Raw genomic sequence first — 19,658 nt, 5'->3', positions numbered from 1 at the left:
TAGCTCTAGGCTTGGAATCTCACCTGAACCAGACCCACAAGTCCTTCTTTATGGATAACAGGAGTTTTGATTTCCAAAATATCGATATACCCCCCTACTTCTTAATAGCTTCAATGGCTTTTGGAATGTTAACATAATCTAACTCTAATTGTAGTTTCATTTATGTGTCCGCCCTATGCGTTTTTTGGTGAACTTAGTGGAATTACGTGAAAACAAATCAATTTCATCATTTCACTATTGTATCTTAGTCAGATTTCAATATTTTTGATAATAGCACAAAACTCTTTTGGCAAAAGGCGGGATAAGGACGAACCCGAATTCCTATTCCTATTCATATTCACATTAAGTAAGCCAGACTATGGTGATGGCTTTTCATTTTTTTGCTTATGGATTCTTTCTAATTTCTTCCTCTTAATAACGAATAAAAGTATAATCATGAATAAGAGAATAATAACGAATGTAATGTCGGTATACTTTCACACACTATATGATATTAAAATGCGTACTAAATACTGAATATAAAAGTAGGAGGGAATTGAATATGGGTAACGAAAATCCCTCAAGAGGAATTGACGTGAAAGAATATTTAATTGAGTTAGAAGAATGGTCCATGCAAGACATGACCTTTGTATTATTTGGAGCAACAGGAGATCTAGCACAACGAAAGTTATTTCCTGCTTTATATAATTTATATCTTGATGGAAAACTACCCGATACTATATCTTTAGTTGGTTTAGGCCGAAACTATTTTTCAAACGAAGAGTTTCAGTCCAAAGTAGAAAAAGCACTTCGAGCATACTCTAGAAGAGATATTCAAACTTCTGGTTTGCAAGGATTTTTAACCAAATTTCGGTACTGTGCATTTGATGCGACTGACAAAGAATCCTATCAACGTTTGAACGAACTCATTGAAAACAGAGAAAAAGAGTTAGACATACCAGAAAATCGTTTTTTCTATTTGTCTGTTGCACCAAGTTTGGTTGATGTTATTACGTCAAATCTTTATACAAGTGGTGTAAGTCAAACCAAAGGCTGGAAGCGTCTCATTGTTGAAAAACCATTTGGAAGTGACCTTGCGTCTGCACAGCAATTAAATAAGAAATTGAGCAAAACTTTCAGTGAAGAAGAAATCTACAGAATTGACCACTATCTTGGAAAACCGATGGTCCAAAATCTTGAAACCTTAGTATTGGCCAACCCTGCACTAGAATCATTGTTGAATCATAATCAAATTGCTAATATCCAAATTACAGCAAGTGAAACGGTTGGGGTAGAAAATCGGGCTGATTATTACGATAAAGCAGGAGCAATTCGTGATATGGTTCAGAACCACCTTCTTCAGTTAGTAATGATGACAGCACTAGACCTTCCAAAAAAAATAACAGCAGAAGAAATTCGTGTTAATAAAATGGAAATTATGAAATCTATTCGACCAATCCTGAAAGAAAATGTATACCAGAATGTTGTTCGCGGCCAGTACGAATCAGGAGAGATTCTCGATACTCCAGTAGTTGGCTATAAAAAAGAACACGGGGTTGAAAGTTCCTCAAAAAATGATACTTATTTCGCTGCACGCATCTATATTGATAATCCATCTTGGAGTGGAATTCCCTTTTATATACGTACGGGGAAACGAATGAATCAGAAGTCTACACGGATTGTCATTGAGTTTAAGAACAAGGTGAAAGAATCATTCCCAATTGAAGGGATCACTCCGAATTTATTGATCCTCGAGATTAGTCCAGACGAAAGCATTTCTTTAAGGGTGAACATGAAAGATCCTTCTAGTAATCGTTTTGATCCTGTTTACATTAACTTCTCAACCAATTCGGAAGGTCTACCAGAGGCATATGAACTTCTTTTATTTGATGCAATGCTCGGTAATGCCACATTCTTTGCTAATTGGAAAGAAGTAGAATTATCTTGGAAGTGGATTCAACCTTTATTAGAAGCATATCAGGAGGATATGTTACCTTTATATCCTTATCCTGCTGGGTCATTAGGTCCAAAAGAGGCAAGTCAGCTATTGCTATCCGATCAATTTAAGTGGTGGTAAGAAAAACGTTAAAATTAAAAGAAGATACAAATTAAGACAGATTCAGTTCATGCAAAGTAGTGAGCTTCAAAATCTAAGTGAAATTGTAAAACAAGCGCATAACCAAATTCATCAACGATGAACTGGAAAACTGTCTATCTATATTAGGCTAAATAACACGAAGGAATGAGGTAAAGATATGATAAAACAACAAATAGGTGTTATTGGATTAGGCGTGATGGGGATAAATCTTGCGTTAAATATGGAGAGCAATGGCTTTTCGGTATCTGTATATGATTACTGGACTGATCGAACGGAGGAATTCTCCAACAAAGAAGCGAAAGATAAAAATATTCACGGTACATACAATATAGAAGGTTTTGTTGCTTCATTAGAAACTCCTCGCAAGATATTATTGATGGTGAAGGCTGGAGATACAACCGATTCGGTTATTCAAACTCTTATCCCCTACCTTCAACATGGGGATATTCTAATAGATGGAGGAAATACATTCTTCCAAGACACGAATAGACGAACAGCAGACTTAAAAGAAGTTGGGCTACATTTCATTGGTGCCGGAATTTCTGGTGGTGAAGAAGGAGCTCGTAATGGCCCTTCGATTATGCCTGGAGGCTCGAAAGAAGCTTACGAACAGGTTAAACCGATTCTTGATGCAATTTCAGCGAAAGTAGATGGAACTCCTTGCAATGCGTACATAGGACCTGATGGATCAGGACACTATGTGAAAATGGTTCATAATGGAATTGAGTATGGGGATATGCAACTGATCTCCGAAGCATATTTCATCATGAAGCATGCACTTGGTCTTACCGCTAAGGAATTGCATGAAATATTCTCTGAGTGGAATAAAGGAGAGCTTGATAGCTACCTCATCGAAATCACCGCGGACATTTTCACCAAAATGGATGAAGAAACTGGGAAGCCACTCGTTGATCAGATTCTGGATGTAGCCGGGCAAAAAGGAACAGGAAAATGGACAAGTCAAAATGCACTGGATTTGGGTGTTTCTCTTCCAATCGTTACAGAGTCCGTGTTTGCAAGATTTATTTCTTCTGTTAAGGAAGAACGAGTTGCAGCAAGTAAAATACTTAAAGGCCCTGTATTGAACAAGTATGTAGGTGATTCAACTGATTTGATTGAAGCGATTCGTAAAGCTTTGTATATGAGTAAAATTTGTTCCTATGCGCAAGGTTTTTCCCAAATGCGTGCAGCATCTGAGGAATATGGTTGGAAAATTCCTTACGGAGATGTCGCAATGATTTTCCGAGGAGGTTGTATCATTCGTGCGCAGTTCTTACAAAAGATTAAAGATGCTTTTGACCGTAATAACAATTTGCCTAACCTGCTAGTTGACCCGTACTTTCAAGAGATAGTTGGAGAATATCACAATTCCCTTCGCGAAGTACTGGCCTTGGCAATTCAAAAAGGAATACCAACTCCTGCTTTATCAAGTGCTTTAGCTTACTATGATAGTTATCGGACGGAGACGTTGCCAGCTAATCTTATCCAAGCACAGCGGGATTATTTTGGTGCACATACCTATCAGCGTATAGACAAAGATGGAGTGTTTCATACTTCTTGGGCAGCCAAATAACAATAAACAAAAAAGCATCAGGTGCTAAAACAACTCAGAGTCGTTTAGAGCACCGGATGCTTTTTGTTGGTTTGGAACAAAGATTGATCAAAAAGGAGTTAGTTTTCCTTCCTGTATAGGTCTTTTGATGATGAAAATTATTTTTTTATATAATGATGCATAGCTAGTTGGCCTAATTTTTCTACTTTGGTTAATGTGTATTTTTGAGTAATATCATCTCCGTTATATAGGGAGATTCCTTTCCCTAAAATAATAGGTGCAATGGCTAGTTGAAATTCATCAATTAAATTTTCTTTAAAAAATTCACTTGCTAAGATTCCTCCACCAATTAACCATATATCTTTACCAGGCTTTTGTTTAATATTTTTAATGAAAGTTTTGACATCTACATCAATAAATGAAGCATATTCATCTGATCCACTAACAGAACTAGAAGAAAATACATAATTTTTATAATCACTATAAGGATAATTCATATCAAATCCACGAATGACATCATAAGTTCTTTTTCCCATAACAACAGTGTCAATTCTTTCTAGGAGTGAATTGTAGCCAGAGTCTCCTTCAACTTCTATTGATTCTAACCATTCTAATGTACCATCATCATTTGCAATATATCCATCAATTGAAGTACCAATGAATAAAATAATGTTACGCTGTTTTTTCATGTAAATCTCCATTCCTTTGTTTTAGATGATAAAATTAGTATACCAATTAATTAAGACAAAACTTGTCATTATGTAAAAAGGACGAATACATGTCAAAAGTATAAAGACTTTTAGCTATCAGAATGTAAATTATAACCAACGCTACGTTAGTTCAATACACTACGGTTATAAAAACGTTTCCATTTCAATATCTTTTTTGGTAAAACCCATTTTTTTATATAAAGGTATTACATCCTCTGATGCGTGTAACAAAATTCGTTTAACTCCACTTTTTTTCTTTCCTCAATATATACTAAAGCCCTGTTAATAAGTGTGCAACTGATTAGGGGTGATATGTTATGATAATTAAGATTTGTTTACTGGTTAATTGTTTTGGTTAACATATGTATTTAATCGAACATGTCGAAATGGGGGAAAATTATGTATATGCTGCGAGGTCATCATCTTTTTTGCCTTTTGGGCTATCGGGGAATGGGCTATTCACAAGAATACGTGGAAAATATGACACGTCTGCACCAGAGCTTGAGAGACAACCCCAAGATGAGGATTCGAATTGTAAAGGGTCCCGATCAATTGTGTGAAAAGTATCCAAACTCAGGTGAATACCACTGCCAAGCCGACAATATTTATGAAAGAGATGCCGCTATTTTAGAGAAATTAGGACTTAAAATCGGACAAATTCTGATTTGGGAAGACATTGAGTCACTCATCCGAAAGTATATCGTCCCCTCCGACATTCAAATTGTGTGCGAATCTTGTTCCTGGCGGTCATATGGAGTTTGTGAAGAAGGTATTAAAGAGATTCATGAAGGAAAGGGGTTAAGGGAACTGAAATAAGCTCTCCCCTTTTTTATATAGTTCTATTTTGAGGTGAATTGTTTAAACTAAAACACTCGTTTATTGAATAAGAAAAGGTCTTTGGAAAAACGAATTTCTAACTGTTAAAACTATTTCCCACAAAAATCATCAATGTTTGAATGAATATAGTATCCAGACACAATGGCTTTCCCGCCGATGAACAAATTGAAAGTTTTTGTCTCGCCATCACTGTTTTCAAGCGTAGCTCGATGTCCGAAATCCTCGAACTCCATCTCTTCTGTACCTTCTCTCCTTGAACCGTTGATTTCCCTAATTACTTTATTAATGGTTTTCTGATCATCAATCTTAATCGTTTCACCACTTGTACATTCAATTGTGAGTTTAACCATTTCATCCTCTATTATGGGTTCGCTGAAATGGTTACAGGCACTCAAGAAAATGATACAAAAACAATAGAGTAATCTTCTTTTCAATTAATTCACCTCCTAAGGTTTGTTGATTCTGAATTAACCAGCTTATTGAATTAGCCTGCCCCTTTAGTTCAATAAGAAAAAAGAGTTGCCAAAGCAACCCATTTTCTTTAACCAAAGCCACCGGTAGATTAATGATAGCTTGATTTTTATCATAATTGAAAACTCTCTTTTGTGTTTCCATGTTTTCCTAACCAATAAACAGGTTCCATGTTATCAATGAATACATTAAATGAATTTCCTCTATCCTAATCTTTGATACAATAGTGCTATTTATTAGGATTTTTTGTTATGTTCCACAGTTATGACGACATTTCCCTTCTTGTGTCCTTTCTCAACATATCTATGAGCTTCAACTATCTCTTCAATCTCATAAGATCTGTCAATGACCACTATTAAGTTCCCTGACTCAACAAGTTCTTTGAGGAAGTTTAGAGCTTCGGAATTTTCAGGTGAATTTTGACTCAAAATTAGTGTCTTGCTGCTTGTCAATTTAGTCCATAACATATTAATTCCTGGTAATGGTATAGTGACATTTAGATAGGTTCCGTCCTTTTTTAGCGATTTCATACAAGCTGAAAATGAACTCTTGTTTACCGCTTCAAAGATCACATCATAAGTCTCCCCTTTAGTAGAAAAATCTTCTGCAGTGTAATCAATTACCTGATCTGCGCCCAGAGATTTTACCAATTCTAAATTCGTCGTACTACATACCCCAGTGACATTTGCTCCAAAGAACTTTGCAATCTGTACTGCATAAGTTCCTACACTTCCTGAAGCTCCATAGACAAGGACCTTTTGGCCACTCTGAATATTAGCTTTTCTAAGATAATACAATGCCGTTCGTGCCCCAATGGGAATAGCTGCTGCTTCCTCGTAAGTTATATTGGATGGTTTAATAGATACTGGTCCATCTTCAGACAGACACTTATACTCAGCATATGCACCAAAACCCGCCTGGGATGCCGCAAAAACCTGATCACCTTTCTTAAACAGCTTGACATCTTTCCCTACTGACTCAACTTCCCCAGCTAACTCCATCCCCAATATAGCTTTTTGTGGTCGTCTAAAACCAAGTGCTATTCTTGCGGGCAGCCAAAAAGAGAGAGGAACTGTAAAACTCCTTACCCGAATATCTCCTGCTGTTACGGTTGTCGCTTTTACTTTTACCAGTATTTCATTTTCCTTAGGAATAGGTTTTTCTACCTCTTTCAGTTGAAGAACATTGGGGGGGCCATACTTTGTGCAAACAATTGCTTTCATTAGTTCTCCTCCAATTCGTTATATTCATTAATATCTACGGATACGAATAAATAGAACAACGGCTTCACTCTTCAACAACTGTTCTCTAACTATTCTGCCCCTTTAGCCACCCATGAAGCCACCAATTACTTTGTTAGAAATTATTATGTTTTTTAATGACTCTATGCAATCGGTGTACCATTTTCAACAGTTTCATCTGGCTTTAACAGAACTACGTCACCTTCTTCTTGAACACCACCTATCACCAATATTTCAGATTTGAATCCAGCGATTCGACGTGGAGGAAAATTTACAACCGCTACCACTTGGCGACCTATTAATATTTCTGGAGTGTATCTTTTTGTTAATTGTGCACTAGATTTTTTTATTCCTAATTCTTCACCAAAATCAATCCTTAGTTTAATTGATGGTTTACGTGCCTCAGGAAAGGATTCAGCACTTATTACAGTACCAATGCGAATATCTAGTTTTTGAAATTCTTCAATCGTTGTTATGGTCAAAATAATTACCTCCTAAAAAAGTTAAAAAAATATTTATTTTCGGTTCAAGACATTTGGTTCAATTAGGTTATTATTTCTACAACATGGTTTGTTATTCCTTCTTTAGGTAAACTGCCCCCGTTTGCCACCTATGCAGCACAAAATATTGCTGCACCACAGAGAATGAAAATGGTTAAGAGTAGTCAATACATAGTCACCGAAATCCATAGACTTGTTAATGCACGCTCTACTCTTTTTTTAAATAATTGAGCAGGGCAGTGTTGTCATTTTTCTTTTCTTGAAGAAACTTATTTTCATGGTAGTTCAAGAAGAAAGGGTGCTATTTCTTCTTGAAGGAATGCACCCTTTAGCCCCTCTTATTTATCATTCTTCTTCTATAAGGAGCGCTTGAATATCACGGCAATCTATAAAAATAGTTAAATTAACCATTTGACCCTCTTCTTCTTCTACACCTTCAAACTTGGCGCAGCAATTACTCATGTCAAATTCTAAAAAAGTTATATCTTCCAACCTTACACCGCCTACAATTACGTCTACATCAGTGCCTGATTCCAACATACTTAGTTGATCGCATATACATTTATCACACATATTTCTAATCCCCATATAAAATTCACCTCTTTTCATAAAGAAAAATACTTGCATTTTATCTTATGAAAGGAGACCTTTAACAGTTGGACAAAAAGAATGGTACATATGCTTTTATTTATCATGGGGAAAATTTGTTGCTAAATAAGTATGTTCTTTCTTCCACTAACCTGCTGCGTTAGCTCAAATCAATAAAGAGATTCTCCCACACCAACTTAGACACAGCTACGTAACTAATTTGTTGAATAATGGGGCTTCAATTGACGTCATACAAAGTCTTATGGCGTATGAAAAATCTGAAACCGGAAGGAAATACGCTCAATTAATCGGGAGGATAAGGAAAGAGTATTATCAGAAGTACTTTTAAACGTAAAAGGAGCAACATCTTTATAGACGTTGCTCTACTTAACTAAAGCCTCATAGTTGAACAAGAATTTCTCGACTTACAACCCAATTAAGAGAATTAGAATATCACAATATTATAAATCGTAAAGTATATGCACAAATACCCCCAAAAGTTGAATACTCAATTACCGAATACGGAAAAGGATAAATGCCAGTTTTAATGCAATGCATGAATGGGGATTAAAACATTTACAGCACTTGGATGAGCTTTACGGGAAAAAGCAAGAATCTAAAGGAAAGTAAAAAAGAGCCGTCTATGCAGCTCATTGATCTTTTGCTAACGCCTCCGATAGTGGAAGAATGAAATTAAAGCCTTTCCCCAGTTAATCCGTACTCAAATTCAAATTTAACTGTCTATGAAAAATTTAGACCCTTAGCGAGCCACGGAAGCCTCTTGCAGCATAGTAGGAATCTGCTCCATTGTGGTACACAAAGACAGTGTCGTAGCGAAGATCACAAAAGATTGCCCCGCCGAGTTTTCTAATATTAGCAGGTGTTTGCACCCAGCTCGACGTTTTCATATCGAAATTTTCAAGTTTCTGTAGCTCCCGGTATTGTTCTTCCGTTAAAAGTTCTATGCCCATGGCAGTTGCCATATCAATAGCGCTATTTTCTGGTTGGTGTTTTTTCCTTGACTCCAGTGCTTCACGGTCGTAACAAACACTTCTGCGACCTTTAGGACTTTCTGCTGAACAATCATAAAAAATGTATTCGCCCGTCTTTTTATCATGGCCAACAACATCCGGTTCACCGCCAGTTCCTTCCATTTCATTGAGCGACCACAGTTTTTCAGTATTATCTTCGAGCTTAGATTGTACTTTAGCCCATTCAAGACCTTCATGTCGGTCCATGTTTTTCTCAAAACGGACTTTCAAAGTTCTGAGTAGTTCCTCACGTTGTTCTAGTGGCAACTCCTTATTTCTCTTTGTCATATTAGTTTCCTCCTTATTATTTTTACTCATATTGACAATTGCTATAATACTATAATCAAAAAGTATATTGGTTTCTATTGGACCTGTTCATAAAAATTTTCACCTAATATTACTTAAGCTTCCTTTGACTACCATACTCCTAATTTTACCATTAATCTTCTTAAACTAACCTGGTTCTTTAGTTGAATAAGAAAAATGGCTTCACTCCTTCTTAAAGTAAAGCACCCGTTAGCCATCCTTAAAGCCCTGCTAAGATTAAGTAATAGAATTTTGTTTCTAAATAAAGCGATACTTACGAGAAAATTGCATGATAACCAAAATACCAGTTAACCCAACAACAAGAAACCATAATATATTAATAGGAACTACAAACATTAATACGCTAAAGAAAATAGCCGTTAAAGAGCTAATTGTAATTGATTGTACGCTCGTAAATTTATTGTGAATTAAATAATATAAAGCAAATGGTAGTGCTAATGTAAATATCGGAATATAAATTGTAACAATAGATGTTTTAAGTAAGGACAGTGAAAGTACTGCTATTATATAACCTATTGACGAAGTAAGTGTTCTTCCTACAAATACTTTACCTGAAAAATAGCCATATAGCAGAACAAACATAATCATTAAACTAGCACAAATTCCCATAATTGAAACAAATGAATATCCCATGTTGGAAGCCGATATGGAAAGACAAACTAAAGAAACACATGGTAAAAGTAATATTAAAGAATTTTGCTCTTTTTCCATATTCATCACATTTGTAAAACTAATAAGAAATAATAAAGAAATTGGAATAGTCAAATACCCTAACTCAATCAGATTCCCATAAATCGGATAATGAATAATACTAATATCAAGTTTACCGACCATTATTATCACAAGTGAAGCACCAATTTGACCAAGCAACATCCAAATGTTTGATAATTTTAATGATTTATTGAGCTTGGTTGTAATTACAATTAAAACCAGTCCAATAAATAAAGCTAAATATAACAACTTTTCCCTCCTCAATAATTTTAAAAAAACTACCCTAGATTTGAAAATTCGGATCCCAACATTATCTCAATTTAATATACAGTATATGGAAATAAAACACAAATCCTATTATTTTGCTTCTTAAACTAACCTCCCCGTTAGCCATCCATGAAGCCTTGCTTCACCACAGAATATGTAAAAATTTCACATCCTTCCATGGTAGTTCAATAAAAAATAAAAAATAAGCTCATGAATTATAATTGGAATCTTTATTACTTTTAAAGAGAATTTGGTCAGCTGAAATAATAAATTCAATTAAACCCATCGTGATATTTTGAAGCAAGACACGAAACTCGTACTTGTCATTTGACTTATATATTTCCTCATACAACCACCATGAACCTTGCAACAAACCATCCTGTTGAATTATAGTAACATTTTCAAAAATGACTTCATCTATATTTGTAAAACCACCTGTATTGTCAAGAAGTAATTTTAAGGACCTTTCGTTCTTAACTGATTTTATAATCGTACAATCATGGAAGCTGAAGTTCTTAATGATTTCTTCACCCAATGATGCTGAAGCTCCATTGATATATCTTCTGTAATCCTTACTTGTCATTGTTACATCCTTTTCATTTTTCTCGCAAAATTGAGTAACAGCATTTATAACATTACGACTCGCCTTATATAAAGCATAAACCCTTATATCAGCTATCTGATTTAAAATTGGTTCTGATAATTCCTTTTTTAAATACTCTTGATTATTAATAAAAGATAAATGAAATTGTTCTATTGCCTTATCTCTATTAAAGGGCTCATAGTTAGTATTTTCATCTATGTTTGCTGTTTCGTTGGTTTTCAATATTAAAGCAATTTCTTCTTGTAAAGTAATCCAACTATTTAATTCGTTGTTGTAAAGCTGTTGAAAATAATCTTCTGAAAATGTTTCAGCTTTCTTTTCTTCTTCTAAAGGTAGATGGAAACTTGTTCTTTGGCAAAGTTCATACCATTCTTTAGTAAAATATTTCATTTAATTTTCTGTCCTTCTCTATTGGCGTTTTAATTCCCTTTGTCCTATATTCCTCTATGAGCATAAAAACACCCCTTTTGAAATAAAATCCTGTTTTACTAAACTGCCCCTGTAGTTTAATAAGCTTAGTAAAACAGTAAATATCCCAAAGAAATAAATATAACAATTGATCCTATCGCCCTTATCCAAGTTATTTTATTACTAATTCCCGCTTTTTTCTCTAAATAATTTATGTAATTAATAATAAAAATAAAGCCAAAAAAAAGCATAAAATTTGAAGAATTATCTTTGAGAGAGAAACTACTCATAGCAGCTAATGCAACAAGTAAAGTTCCAGCTGCACCTAATATTACATTGATATATAAGGAACTATGATTTTCTTTCACCTTTCTAACCTCCATTGAGAATAGTTTTAAAACCCTTAATTTTTCTGAACTAACCTGCTTCATAGTTTAATAAGCGAATTAAATCTTAAATAAGTTGTACTAACTCTGGATTTAATACAACTTTATGAAACCTCCAACAATCAGAGTATTCTGTACCAATTTCGTGATCATGTAAGCAAACCCTGTTCATTCCATCACAGCCGTCAAGACCACAACAACCATTTAATCTACTGCTATCTGAATGACGGTTTGAATTGATTAAATCCTTGATGTTTATAACGATTGAACCTTTTAATAGTTCGTAAGTTGTTTCTTCTTGAATTAAATAAAAGCCTCTAGGAACATAATCTTGACCATCGTTTTTACTAATCAAATTCAGGTCTTTTAATTCCGATAATGATTCAGAAATTTCTAAATTACATGCTTTACAAATCAGTTTCAACTTGTCGGTTCCTCCTTTTATATGAATATGTGCTCCAGTTAATGCTACAAATCTGTTTTTCCTCAACTAAAGAACTCGTTAGCTTAATAGAACCCCTCTAATGAAACATAAAAAGTAAACATTGAAACAATGATGCACAAAAACGCCCCCCTTATCCACCAATTAATCGCCGCCACAAATAACCTTTTCTTCAACTAACCTGCTGCGTTAGTTTAACAAGTAACATCTTCTATCGAATAAAACGTATAAACTCTTGTGCTTTGAACACATCACTTTTCTTTTAATGTTCTCTGGTTCATAAATATTTTCAATATGCTTATAAAGAGCAGAATTAATGGTATTGTTTGAACAGATAAAAAACCCCTAAGGAAATCAAAATTATCTCTGTCAGGGGAGTCTATTGCCATTCCGCCTACTCCCAAAATATTTCTTTATTAAATTAACCTGCTGCTTTAGTTTAACAAGAAAAAAGAGCCGTCTATGCAGCTCATTGTTCTTAAACTAACGCACACGTTAGCCATCCATGAAGCCCTACTTCACCACAGAATATGGAAGGAAATTACGTTCTTCCAAGGTAGTTCAATAAGAAGTACATGTTAATTAGATATAGTCGTACTTCTATTTCTAACAAATTCGAGTAATAGAAATTAATGAATGTAATTATTGGATTAATGTGCGCCATCCTCTTTTTTTTTACAATTGAGCAGGGTCTTCTTAACTATTTTCATTTTTCTTTAAGATACTTATTTTCATGGTAGTTGAAGAAGAAATCATTCTCTTTTGCTATTTTTGATAAGTAATCCAAGTTGGGCATGGAGCGAATGGTAAGGTACTTAATACTTCCATTGCATATTTATCAGTGGTATCAAACTCTCCCACAATAAATTGAATATCATGTTTAATAGCATATTTTATTTGTTGGAATGTTAATTGAGGAATCAACTCTTTATTTTGACTTTCAGATGTACCACACCAACCTAATTCTAAAGCATCTTCCCTATCTGATTCATGAAGAAAAGAATAAGCTATTATATCCTCTTCATCGATGTCTAAGTAAATATAACTTCCATTTGGTACTACATCGTCTGCGAGGATCATTTCTTTCCATTCTTCCAATCCTTTTTCTACTACTGGATTTACTACGTGTGTTTTTTCATAGTTTCTTTTTACAACAAGAGTTAGCTTTTCAACAAGCACTTCGTTTGATATAACTTCCTCTAAAGTTTTCATTACATGTTTTTCACTATTATGGGGACTATCGCCTTTAACGTCTGTTACCTTTAATTTTGGCATATACGTTCTTCTAATTTCAATAAAGCCGTTCTTTTCATAAACTTTTCTTAAGTTAGTTGAAGTTTCCCAAACTGAAGTTTGTAAAGGAAAGTTAATTGTTTCAAGTTTTTCAATATTAGATAACAATTTTTCTTCAATACTTAACCTTTTGTAAAGCGGATTACTTAATATTCGAAAGTAAGTACAATACGGATGGAAACTACTTGTCCAAGCAATCACAATGCCTATTAACTTATTTTTAAAAAAAGCAGAGTATGCAAATTTCAATTTAGAGCTATATACAACACTTAGTAAATATTCTTCCTCAAAACATAAATGTAATAACTGGGCAAACTGTTCTTCGTCTATTCTCTCGTATTTTTTAATTATAATCTGCATATATAATCTCCTTCTAAGTGTTTAAAAAGAAAAAGAACTCTGTGATGGCAGAGCAATAAACTAATTTTAAATATAAAGTGGTAAATCCTTTACACTGTTCAATTGATATATTTTTTCTTCCTTGTAATTAGAACCTACTCTTATTCCAAAACCTTTAATTCCTATATTTATTGCTAATTCTACATCAACTGCTGAGTCACCAATCACAAAGGACTCTTCCAAATTAATTTCAGGATATTTATGAATAACCTGCTTAATCATTCCAATTTTAGGCTTCATGCAAGTACACCCCTCATCTTTACCATGGGGACAATAAAAGACATCAAGCAGTTCAACACCTTGGCGAGTTAACTCTCTTTTCACTTGATTATTTATATCATGGTATTGGTCAACAGTAATGTATCCTTCGTTAATAATGTATTGGTTGGTAATAATTATAATTTTATAACCTTTACTTATAACTTCTTTTAATGTGCTAATTGAACCATCTATAAATACTGGATGCTCTATTCTAGTCCATTCATGGTCTGAATAATCTTCAATTATAGTGCCATCTCTATCAAAAAATGCAACTCTCAATTTCTACCCTCCTTACAGATTGATTTTTCATTTATTCTTCTTCAACTAACCTGCTTCGTTAGTTAAACAAGCACCTTCTCTTTTACTACACATTTTGGTCGCACAGAGTAGTAACTCATTACACTTTACATCTAAATTACAATTAATTTGAATGTCATACAACAAAAAACTCGCACAAACGTTCGCACAGAGTTATAATTACCCTATCTTAAAAATCAAAGGAGTTTTGCCTTATGAGTCAAAGAGTTGCCTACTACGATGTTGCACCTGATGGTATGAAAATTATGATGGATATGGAGAAATACACTAAGAAGTCTACTATTAATCGAACTACTAGAGAACTTATCAAAATTAGAGTTTCTCAAATTAACGGTTGTGCTTTTTGTATAGATACTCATACATCCGATGCTCGTAAGATGGGTGAAACCGAACAGCGAATTTATTGTTTAAATGTTTGGAATGAATGTACTTTTTATACACCTGAAGAGAAAGTTGCTCTCGAACTATCTGAGCATATTACTCTAATTCCTACGAAAAGAGTTCCTGATGACCTATATAAGCTAGTACGTGAACATTATAACGAGAATCAATATGTTGACCTTGTTCTAATCATCAATCAAATCAACAGTTGGAATAGAATTTCTATCGCAATGGGGAATACAGCCACTGAAAAATAACTACTCTTTAACGAACATCTTATGGTGTTCGTTTTTTCCTCCATTTATTTCGCAATTTGTGTCAAATGCGACGTAAAAACTCTCCATCTTTATTCAACTAAACTGCTGCGTTAGTTCAATAAGAAAATAATTTATGATCTTCAAGTAAAGTACTTGTTAGTTAAATAAGACTCTTATTATTGCTTCAGAACTAATACCCCATGGTAGCTAATAAAATATGCTAATAACTTTAACGTCCAGATTTTTGTTCTTGCGACTTACTTAGAAGAAAAATTGTTGTTGCAAAGATAAAAATTCCTGTACATAACCACATTGTAATTCCATTCCAACTACCGTCTAATAAAGTAATATTCGTTAAAATAATTAGTTGCATTAAAACAATAGCAATATACAAAATTATATTGTAACGGATAAATCTCCCCCCTTTGCAGTCAAATACTTTGCCTGATACTTGAAAATTACACATACTATACCTACTTCAACGCTTTTCTTAAAATACCTCCTCTTTCTCTAACTAACGCACTCGTTAGTTGAATAAGACCTTCATAATTGGTATTAAACTCTATTTACGGAATCGATATTTTAAAGGGCTCCAACTTATGTTCCTTCCGTTCTATATGACCATCTCCTCTTTGAATATCAAATTTAGCATAAGGGGTGATTGTCAATTCAGTCACATCATTTTCGACCGGTTCAAATAATTGCTTACCGTACTTCCCACTAATCTCCTTTAATCGTTTGTTAGAAGAGTCGACCACCTCAAATTCAAGTTTAACGTCTCTTCCATAATTTTCTTCCTTATACTGAGCATCATACGCAATGAGAACGCCAGGAGTACCCCATTTAATATCATGTATCTCGTATTTCAAGTTGTCTATTTGTTGAGATTTTGCAATATCAATCTTATTTTCATACTGTGCTTTAACTACTTCCTTCGTAAACTCAAATAACTCCCCTTGCTTACCTTCAAAAGTCATACCCAATTTAAGTGTATCAGGGTTAAAACTATAGTAATTAATATTTAGAATTCCAGTCCAATTTGTCGGTGAACTTTCATCCGTTGTAAGTCCAAAATTCGATAAAGGCATTCCACCTTTATAATTATGTTTAATGTTAAAATAATCCGACGTTATAGGTTTTTTAGAATCGACGGAAAAGCTAGCTGTTACCCGGGCATCATCGTAATAGATTTCCCCGAGTGTTATCGTAATCCCGTTGATTGTTTTAGATTCCCCGGAATACTCACTCAACCCTGCTTCTGAAACATTTTTCAAACCGATATCACCTAAGTTCTTATATATTTGACCAATTAATGGTATAGAAGAGACGACCTGTGCCATAGCTGGAGACACCGTCGCAGAAGCGACTAACAATCCAAAAGCCAAAACTGCTGCCCCAATGCCATAACCCCATTTTTTTCGAGTTGATTGTTTTCTCATCTGATGTGACTGCTTCTTGTCTATTGATTGCTTTAATTTTGCCTTTACTCTTGCCTTTTCGACTTCGCTTACTTCCATCTCTTTAAAATCTTCATCATCCAGCTTGAGATTATTTAAATGCTCAAAGATATCTTTCATGCAAAAGTCCCCCCTAAGTTATTATTAGTCCGTTGTTGTTTTAGTCTTTTCTTTCCACGGTAAATGCGATTATCGACTGCAGCTTTCGTTATACCAATATTTTTTGCAATTTCTTCACTTGTCATGTCCAAGAAAAATCTCATCATAAAAATATCTCGGTCAAGCACTTCAAACCCACACATTAACTTTAATAGTTCATTTTTATTTTCAGTAACAAGAACTTCGTTTTCTACAGAAGGACTACTACCTACATCTAAATCATTTGTACCAACAATTTCAACTTCAACACGTTTATTTGCTATCCGATAGTTATCAATTGCTTTAAATTTTGTGACCACACAGAGCCATTTCCGAAAATCATCAGTGTCCCCTTCAAACTGATTTGCGTGATGCCAAATAGTTAAAAAAACATCATTTATACATTCTTCAACTAGACCAGGGTTTCCTAATGGTGACAATACTTTATAGGTAATGCCCTTAACTAACGGTAAATATTTATCAACTGTATATTCTAAAGCATCTTCTTTTTGACGTTTAAGCCGTTTTATAAAATTATGGTGGTTAGATTTCATAAGATTTGTCTCCTTACTTTTTGTAAAATCCCTCACACTATATACAACGTAATAAATAGACTTTTTTTCTCACATATAATAAAATTTGATTTTTAAAAAAATATAAAGCCGAAATACCTTTCCCTTTGTTTCTTAAACTACAACAAAAAAACCTGCCAAAGACAGGTCTTTTCGGTTTCAAAAACATTAATTATATTGGAGTTCATTAGAAAATTCTTATTCAACTAAACTGCTTCGTTAGCTACCCTTACTGGCAGCCACTTGTTTAACTAAAGCACCTCGTTAGTTGAAGAACTTCTGAGAAACTTTTCACCATTCCGATAAAGAACGTTTAACAATATTAGAATCCTCTAATAAAATTTCTTCTTTATCAAATCCATCTTTATTAAACTTGTATCGATACATCATTAGGCTTTGCCCATCGCTAAACAGTATAATCTCATTTCGATTTTCTTTTTCAATAATCCAAAAGTCTAATGTACCACGAACATCGCCATTAAATAAGGCGTATGTTTCTTCTTCGTCCTTTACTAACAATTGCCAAATATGAGTGTCATCCCAAGCAGCATTTCCATTATCATCAAAAATCGGAGGTGGCGAAATATACAGAAGAATTTGGTCCTCTTCACCATCCCCAGTAACGTCTACTTCAATATCTTCAGCTAAATAAGCACCCTCTAAAATTTCTACCTCTTCGCTTACAATTCGAGTCTCAAATGATTCGATTTCTTCTGATTCAACTTTCTGTTCTTCAGGTTCACAGCCAAATATGAACACTGTTAATCCTATTAAAAAATACTTTTTCATAATTATACCCCCTTATTATTCTCCCTATCTTCAACTATCCTGCTGCGTTAGTTCAATTAGAAAAGAGTTGCCTAAGCAACCCTTAATCTAAGCACCTATATCAAACTTAATTAGTTGAAATAACTCCATCCTTAATTGTTATAAAGTTTGCGTTAAATCCGATAATACAGATTATATAGTCTCCATCCTCTTCTACATAAAAGTCTGTCCTGAGCTGATCAGTAACGGAAGCAGAAAAAATCTTCGTATAATTACCATTCAATATGTAACCAACTCCAGTAGCACTTGTTCCATCTGGGATGATGGATAGGTCTATCTCAACACTATCTCCTTTTTTTAATGCCAAACCCGTATTTTCTCCATTTAATAAGAATAGATCCCCGTTGTGCAATTTCATATTTTTAAAAGAATAAATATTTGGAGAATCCTCTTTCAATGCAACGTTAATTTTATTAAAGCTGTTTAGAAATTCATCATCAATTTCAACTTCGGTTATTTCTTTGGCTTTTGTTTCAGAAGTGTCATTGTTTCCTAACACTATAGTCAAAACAGATATTCCAATAAGAAGTGCTACGATTGTGATGCTAAAAAGGTAAATTCTTTTTTTCATAAACTAACTCCCTTTCACCAAGTCTATTTTTAAAATTTTTTTATAAATTACTATTTCTTCTTCCAATTAATAACTCCTGCTTATTTAACTAAACTGCTGCGTTAGTTCAATATGAAAAAGAGTTGCCTAAGCAACCCACGATCTTAAAATAAAGCACTCGTTAGCTTAACAAGGTTTCTATTATATTTCACTTTTTGGTCTCAAAAATAACGATTTATCAAGAACTAAAGATAAATCTATTTGAGGAAGTTCACGTTGTATTAGTTCGTACATTTCCTCAATTATTACTTCTAATTCTCTTATAGAAACCTTTGGGTCATCAAGAAAAATAGACTCTAAGCGATTTGATATATTTTTAGGAGTGATTTCCATTGAACTGAGTGTATGTTTTTGCCACTTAAAGGCTGGATGGTGTACGAATTGACGGTTTAAACCGAATAATACGCCCATCAAATTGGTTTGAACGGCTACCATTACTTTATAAAGCATTAACCAATCTTTACGCTCAAGTAAAGCCTCACGATTAGTCCATCTGTTTCCTAAAAAAATATTCTCCTTTACCATAGCCACACTTAATTCATAAGGGTATTTACTTACTTTCTCCTTCATGCAATTAATAACAAAATCACCGCTAAGGGTAACTCCGTTATAAACCGTAGCTACAATACATTGCTTATCTAAATCCGTATCATAAGATATAATTACATCTCCTATAACTTTGTTAATTGTATCTGTTAGAAAATTGCTTATTTCTAATTTAACACCCTGAGTTATGTAAGTTTCTGACCATTCCTCTTCTTCATATGGGTGAAAGTCAATAATATTACCATTTAATTCTACGATTGGAGCCTTCCTTTCCTCGTCAGTAGGAGCTCCTTTCCAAAAAACAAATAGTTCAATATCCGAATATTCATCATGCCAATTTCGTGATACAGAACCTCCTAATAAAACGGCTTCAACTTTTGGATTTTGTTCATATATATTTGCTATTTCTGATGCTAATATTTTTAAATCCACATAATCTCTCCCTT

24 protein-coding genes and 1 pseudogene are annotated in these 19,658 nt (G+C 34.0%); 6 read left to right on the top strand and 19 right to left on the bottom strand.

Annotated features, from left to right (window positions below; translation table 11 throughout):
- Positions 1–610: 610 nt before the first annotated feature.
- Entirely contained in the window at positions 611–2,056 is a 1,446-nt protein-coding gene (gene zwf / locus MHB48_RS09145; RefSeq protein WP_342601345.1) for a glucose-6-phosphate dehydrogenase, read from the top strand.
- 178 nt (positions 2,057–2,234) lie between these two features.
- Positions 2,235–3,650, top strand: coding sequence for an NADP-dependent phosphogluconate dehydrogenase (gene gndA / locus MHB48_RS09140; protein WP_342601135.1), 1,416 nt, complete (start codon positions 2,235–2,237; stop codon positions 3,648–3,650).
- Positions 3,651–3,787: 137 nt separating this feature from the next.
- Here the strand turns inward: gndA and MHB48_RS09135 are convergent, their stop codons facing one another.
- A complete protein-coding gene (locus MHB48_RS09135) occupies positions 3,788–4,318 on the bottom strand; it encodes a dihydrofolate reductase family protein (protein WP_342601134.1) in 531 nt (176 codons plus the stop codon).
- 420 nt (positions 4,319–4,738) lie between these two features.
- Between MHB48_RS09135 and MHB48_RS09130 the strand changes: the two genes are divergently transcribed.
- Positions 4,739–5,155, top strand: coding sequence for a DUF1284 domain-containing protein (locus tag MHB48_RS09130; protein ID WP_342601133.1), 417 nt, complete (start codon positions 4,739–4,741; stop codon positions 5,153–5,155).
- A gap of 110 nt (positions 5,156–5,265) precedes the next feature.
- On the opposite strand, the gene MHB48_RS09125 is transcribed toward MHB48_RS09130, so the two are convergent.
- The 5 genes from MHB48_RS09125 to MHB48_RS09105 all read right to left on the bottom strand — a co-directional run bounded on the left by MHB48_RS09125 (position 5,266) and on the right by MHB48_RS09105 (position 7,976).
- Positions 5,266–5,526 carry a hypothetical protein gene (locus MHB48_RS09125; protein WP_342601132.1) on the bottom strand — a complete coding sequence of 87 codons (261 nt, stop codon included), beginning with the start codon at positions 5,524–5,526 and terminating at the stop codon, positions 5,266–5,268.
- 31 nt (positions 5,527–5,557) lie between these two features.
- Positions 5,558–5,791 (bottom strand): hypothetical protein, encoded by a 234-nt coding sequence (locus MHB48_RS09120; protein ID WP_342601131.1) that lies wholly within the window; start codon positions 5,789–5,791, stop codon positions 5,558–5,560.
- A 92-nt stretch (positions 5,792–5,883) separates the two neighbouring features.
- Positions 5,884–6,870 (bottom strand): NAD(P)-dependent alcohol dehydrogenase, encoded by a 987-nt coding sequence (locus MHB48_RS09115; protein ID WP_342601130.1) that lies wholly within the window; start codon positions 6,868–6,870, stop codon positions 5,884–5,886.
- Positions 6,871–7,031: 161 nt separating this feature from the next.
- Positions 7,032–7,364 (bottom strand): chaperone CsaA, encoded by a 333-nt coding sequence (csaA, locus tag MHB48_RS09110; protein WP_342601344.1) that lies wholly within the window; start codon positions 7,362–7,364, stop codon positions 7,032–7,034.
- A gap of 369 nt (positions 7,365–7,733) precedes the next feature.
- The gene (locus MHB48_RS09105) at positions 7,734–7,976 is read right to left on the bottom strand and encodes a penicillin-binding protein (protein ID WP_342601129.1); all 243 of its coding nucleotides are present in this window, start codon (positions 7,974–7,976) and stop codon (positions 7,734–7,736) included.
- A gap of 169 nt (positions 7,977–8,145) precedes the next feature.
- Here MHB48_RS09105 and MHB48_RS09100 point away from each other — a divergent pair, with 169 nt between their 5' ends.
- Together MHB48_RS09100 and MHB48_RS09095 are read left to right on the top strand one after the other, a co-directional pair.
- Positions 8,146–8,325, top strand: a complete 180-nt coding sequence (locus MHB48_RS09100; protein WP_342601343.1) for a tyrosine-type recombinase/integrase — start codon at positions 8,146–8,148, stop codon at positions 8,323–8,325.
- Positions 8,326–8,400: 75 nt separating this feature from the next.
- Positions 8,401–8,606 (top strand): annotated as a pseudogene (locus tag MHB48_RS09095) (winged helix-turn-helix transcriptional regulator); the annotation flags it as partial.
- 122 nt (positions 8,607–8,728) lie between these two features.
- Here the strand turns inward: MHB48_RS09095 and MHB48_RS09090 are convergent.
- From MHB48_RS09090 to MHB48_RS09060, 7 genes are all read right to left on the bottom strand, one after another.
- Entirely contained in the window at positions 8,729–9,295 is a 567-nt protein-coding gene (locus tag MHB48_RS09090) for a DUF4256 domain-containing protein (protein WP_342601128.1), read from the bottom strand.
- A gap of 276 nt (positions 9,296–9,571) precedes the next feature.
- A complete protein-coding gene (locus tag MHB48_RS09085) occupies positions 9,572–10,294 on the bottom strand; it encodes a UDP-N-acetylmuramyl pentapeptide phosphotransferase (RefSeq protein ID WP_342601127.1) in 723 nt (240 codons plus the stop codon).
- 226 nt (positions 10,295–10,520) lie between these two features.
- Positions 10,521–11,306 carry a DUF4085 family protein gene (locus MHB48_RS09080; protein WP_342601126.1) on the bottom strand — a complete coding sequence of 262 codons (786 nt, stop codon included), beginning with the start codon at positions 11,304–11,306 and terminating at the stop codon, positions 10,521–10,523.
- 125 nt (positions 11,307–11,431) lie between these two features.
- Positions 11,432–11,692: a hypothetical protein gene (locus tag MHB48_RS09075; protein WP_342601125.1), complete on the bottom strand. Its 261-nt coding sequence runs from the start codon at positions 11,690–11,692 to the stop codon at positions 11,432–11,434.
- A gap of 85 nt (positions 11,693–11,777) precedes the next feature.
- Positions 11,778–12,134: a hypothetical protein gene (locus MHB48_RS09070; protein ID WP_342601124.1), complete on the bottom strand. Its 357-nt coding sequence runs from the start codon at positions 12,132–12,134 to the stop codon at positions 11,778–11,780.
- 783 nt (positions 12,135–12,917) lie between these two features.
- Positions 12,918–13,805: a hypothetical protein gene (locus MHB48_RS09065; protein ID WP_342601123.1), complete on the bottom strand. Its 888-nt coding sequence runs from the start codon at positions 13,803–13,805 to the stop codon at positions 12,918–12,920.
- A 66-nt stretch (positions 13,806–13,871) separates the two neighbouring features.
- A complete protein-coding gene (locus MHB48_RS09060; protein ID WP_342601122.1) occupies positions 13,872–14,384 on the bottom strand; it encodes an HAD-IIIA family hydrolase in 513 nt (170 codons plus the stop codon).
- Between the two features lie 233 nt (positions 14,385–14,617).
- On the opposite strand from MHB48_RS09060, the gene MHB48_RS09055 reads away from it, so the two are divergent.
- Positions 14,618–15,061 (top strand): carboxymuconolactone decarboxylase family protein, encoded by a 444-nt coding sequence (locus tag MHB48_RS09055; protein ID WP_342601121.1) that lies wholly within the window; start codon positions 14,618–14,620, stop codon positions 15,059–15,061.
- Positions 15,062–15,290: 229 nt separating this feature from the next.
- On the opposite strand, the gene MHB48_RS09050 is transcribed toward MHB48_RS09055, so the two are convergent.
- From MHB48_RS09050 to MHB48_RS09025, 6 genes are all read right to left on the bottom strand, one after another.
- Positions 15,291–15,527, bottom strand: a complete 237-nt coding sequence (locus tag MHB48_RS09050; protein ID WP_342601120.1) for a hypothetical protein — start codon at positions 15,525–15,527, stop codon at positions 15,291–15,293.
- A gap of 100 nt (positions 15,528–15,627) precedes the next feature.
- A complete protein-coding gene (locus MHB48_RS09045) occupies positions 15,628–16,638 on the bottom strand; it encodes a DUF4179 domain-containing protein (RefSeq protein ID WP_342601119.1) in 1,011 nt (336 codons plus the stop codon).
- The gene (locus MHB48_RS09040) at positions 16,635–17,210 is read right to left on the bottom strand and encodes a sigma-70 family RNA polymerase sigma factor (RefSeq protein ID WP_342601118.1); all 576 of its coding nucleotides are present in this window, start codon (positions 17,208–17,210) and stop codon (positions 16,635–16,637) included. The genes MHB48_RS09045 and MHB48_RS09040 overlap by 4 nt, the downstream gene beginning before the upstream one ends.
- Positions 17,211–17,519: 309 nt before the next feature.
- On the bottom strand, positions 17,520–18,017 hold the full coding sequence (locus MHB48_RS09035) for a hypothetical protein (RefSeq protein WP_342601117.1): 498 nt from the start codon (positions 18,015–18,017) through the stop codon (positions 17,520–17,522).
- A gap of 106 nt (positions 18,018–18,123) precedes the next feature.
- The gene (locus MHB48_RS09030) at positions 18,124–18,627 is read right to left on the bottom strand and encodes a hypothetical protein (RefSeq protein ID WP_342601116.1); all 504 of its coding nucleotides are present in this window, start codon (positions 18,625–18,627) and stop codon (positions 18,124–18,126) included.
- Between the two features lie 180 nt (positions 18,628–18,807).
- Positions 18,808–19,644 (bottom strand): DUF4037 domain-containing protein, encoded by an 837-nt coding sequence (locus tag MHB48_RS09025; RefSeq protein ID WP_342601115.1) that lies wholly within the window; start codon positions 19,642–19,644, stop codon positions 18,808–18,810.
- Positions 19,645–19,658: the final 14 nt, after the last annotated feature.

Origin of the sequence: Psychrobacillus sp. FSL H8-0483, from assembly GCF_038637725.1 — a bacterium.
Taxonomy (GTDB): Bacteria; Bacillota; Bacilli; order Bacillales_A; family Planococcaceae; genus Psychrobacillus.
This window is presented reverse-complemented; position numbering and strand designations above follow the sequence as displayed.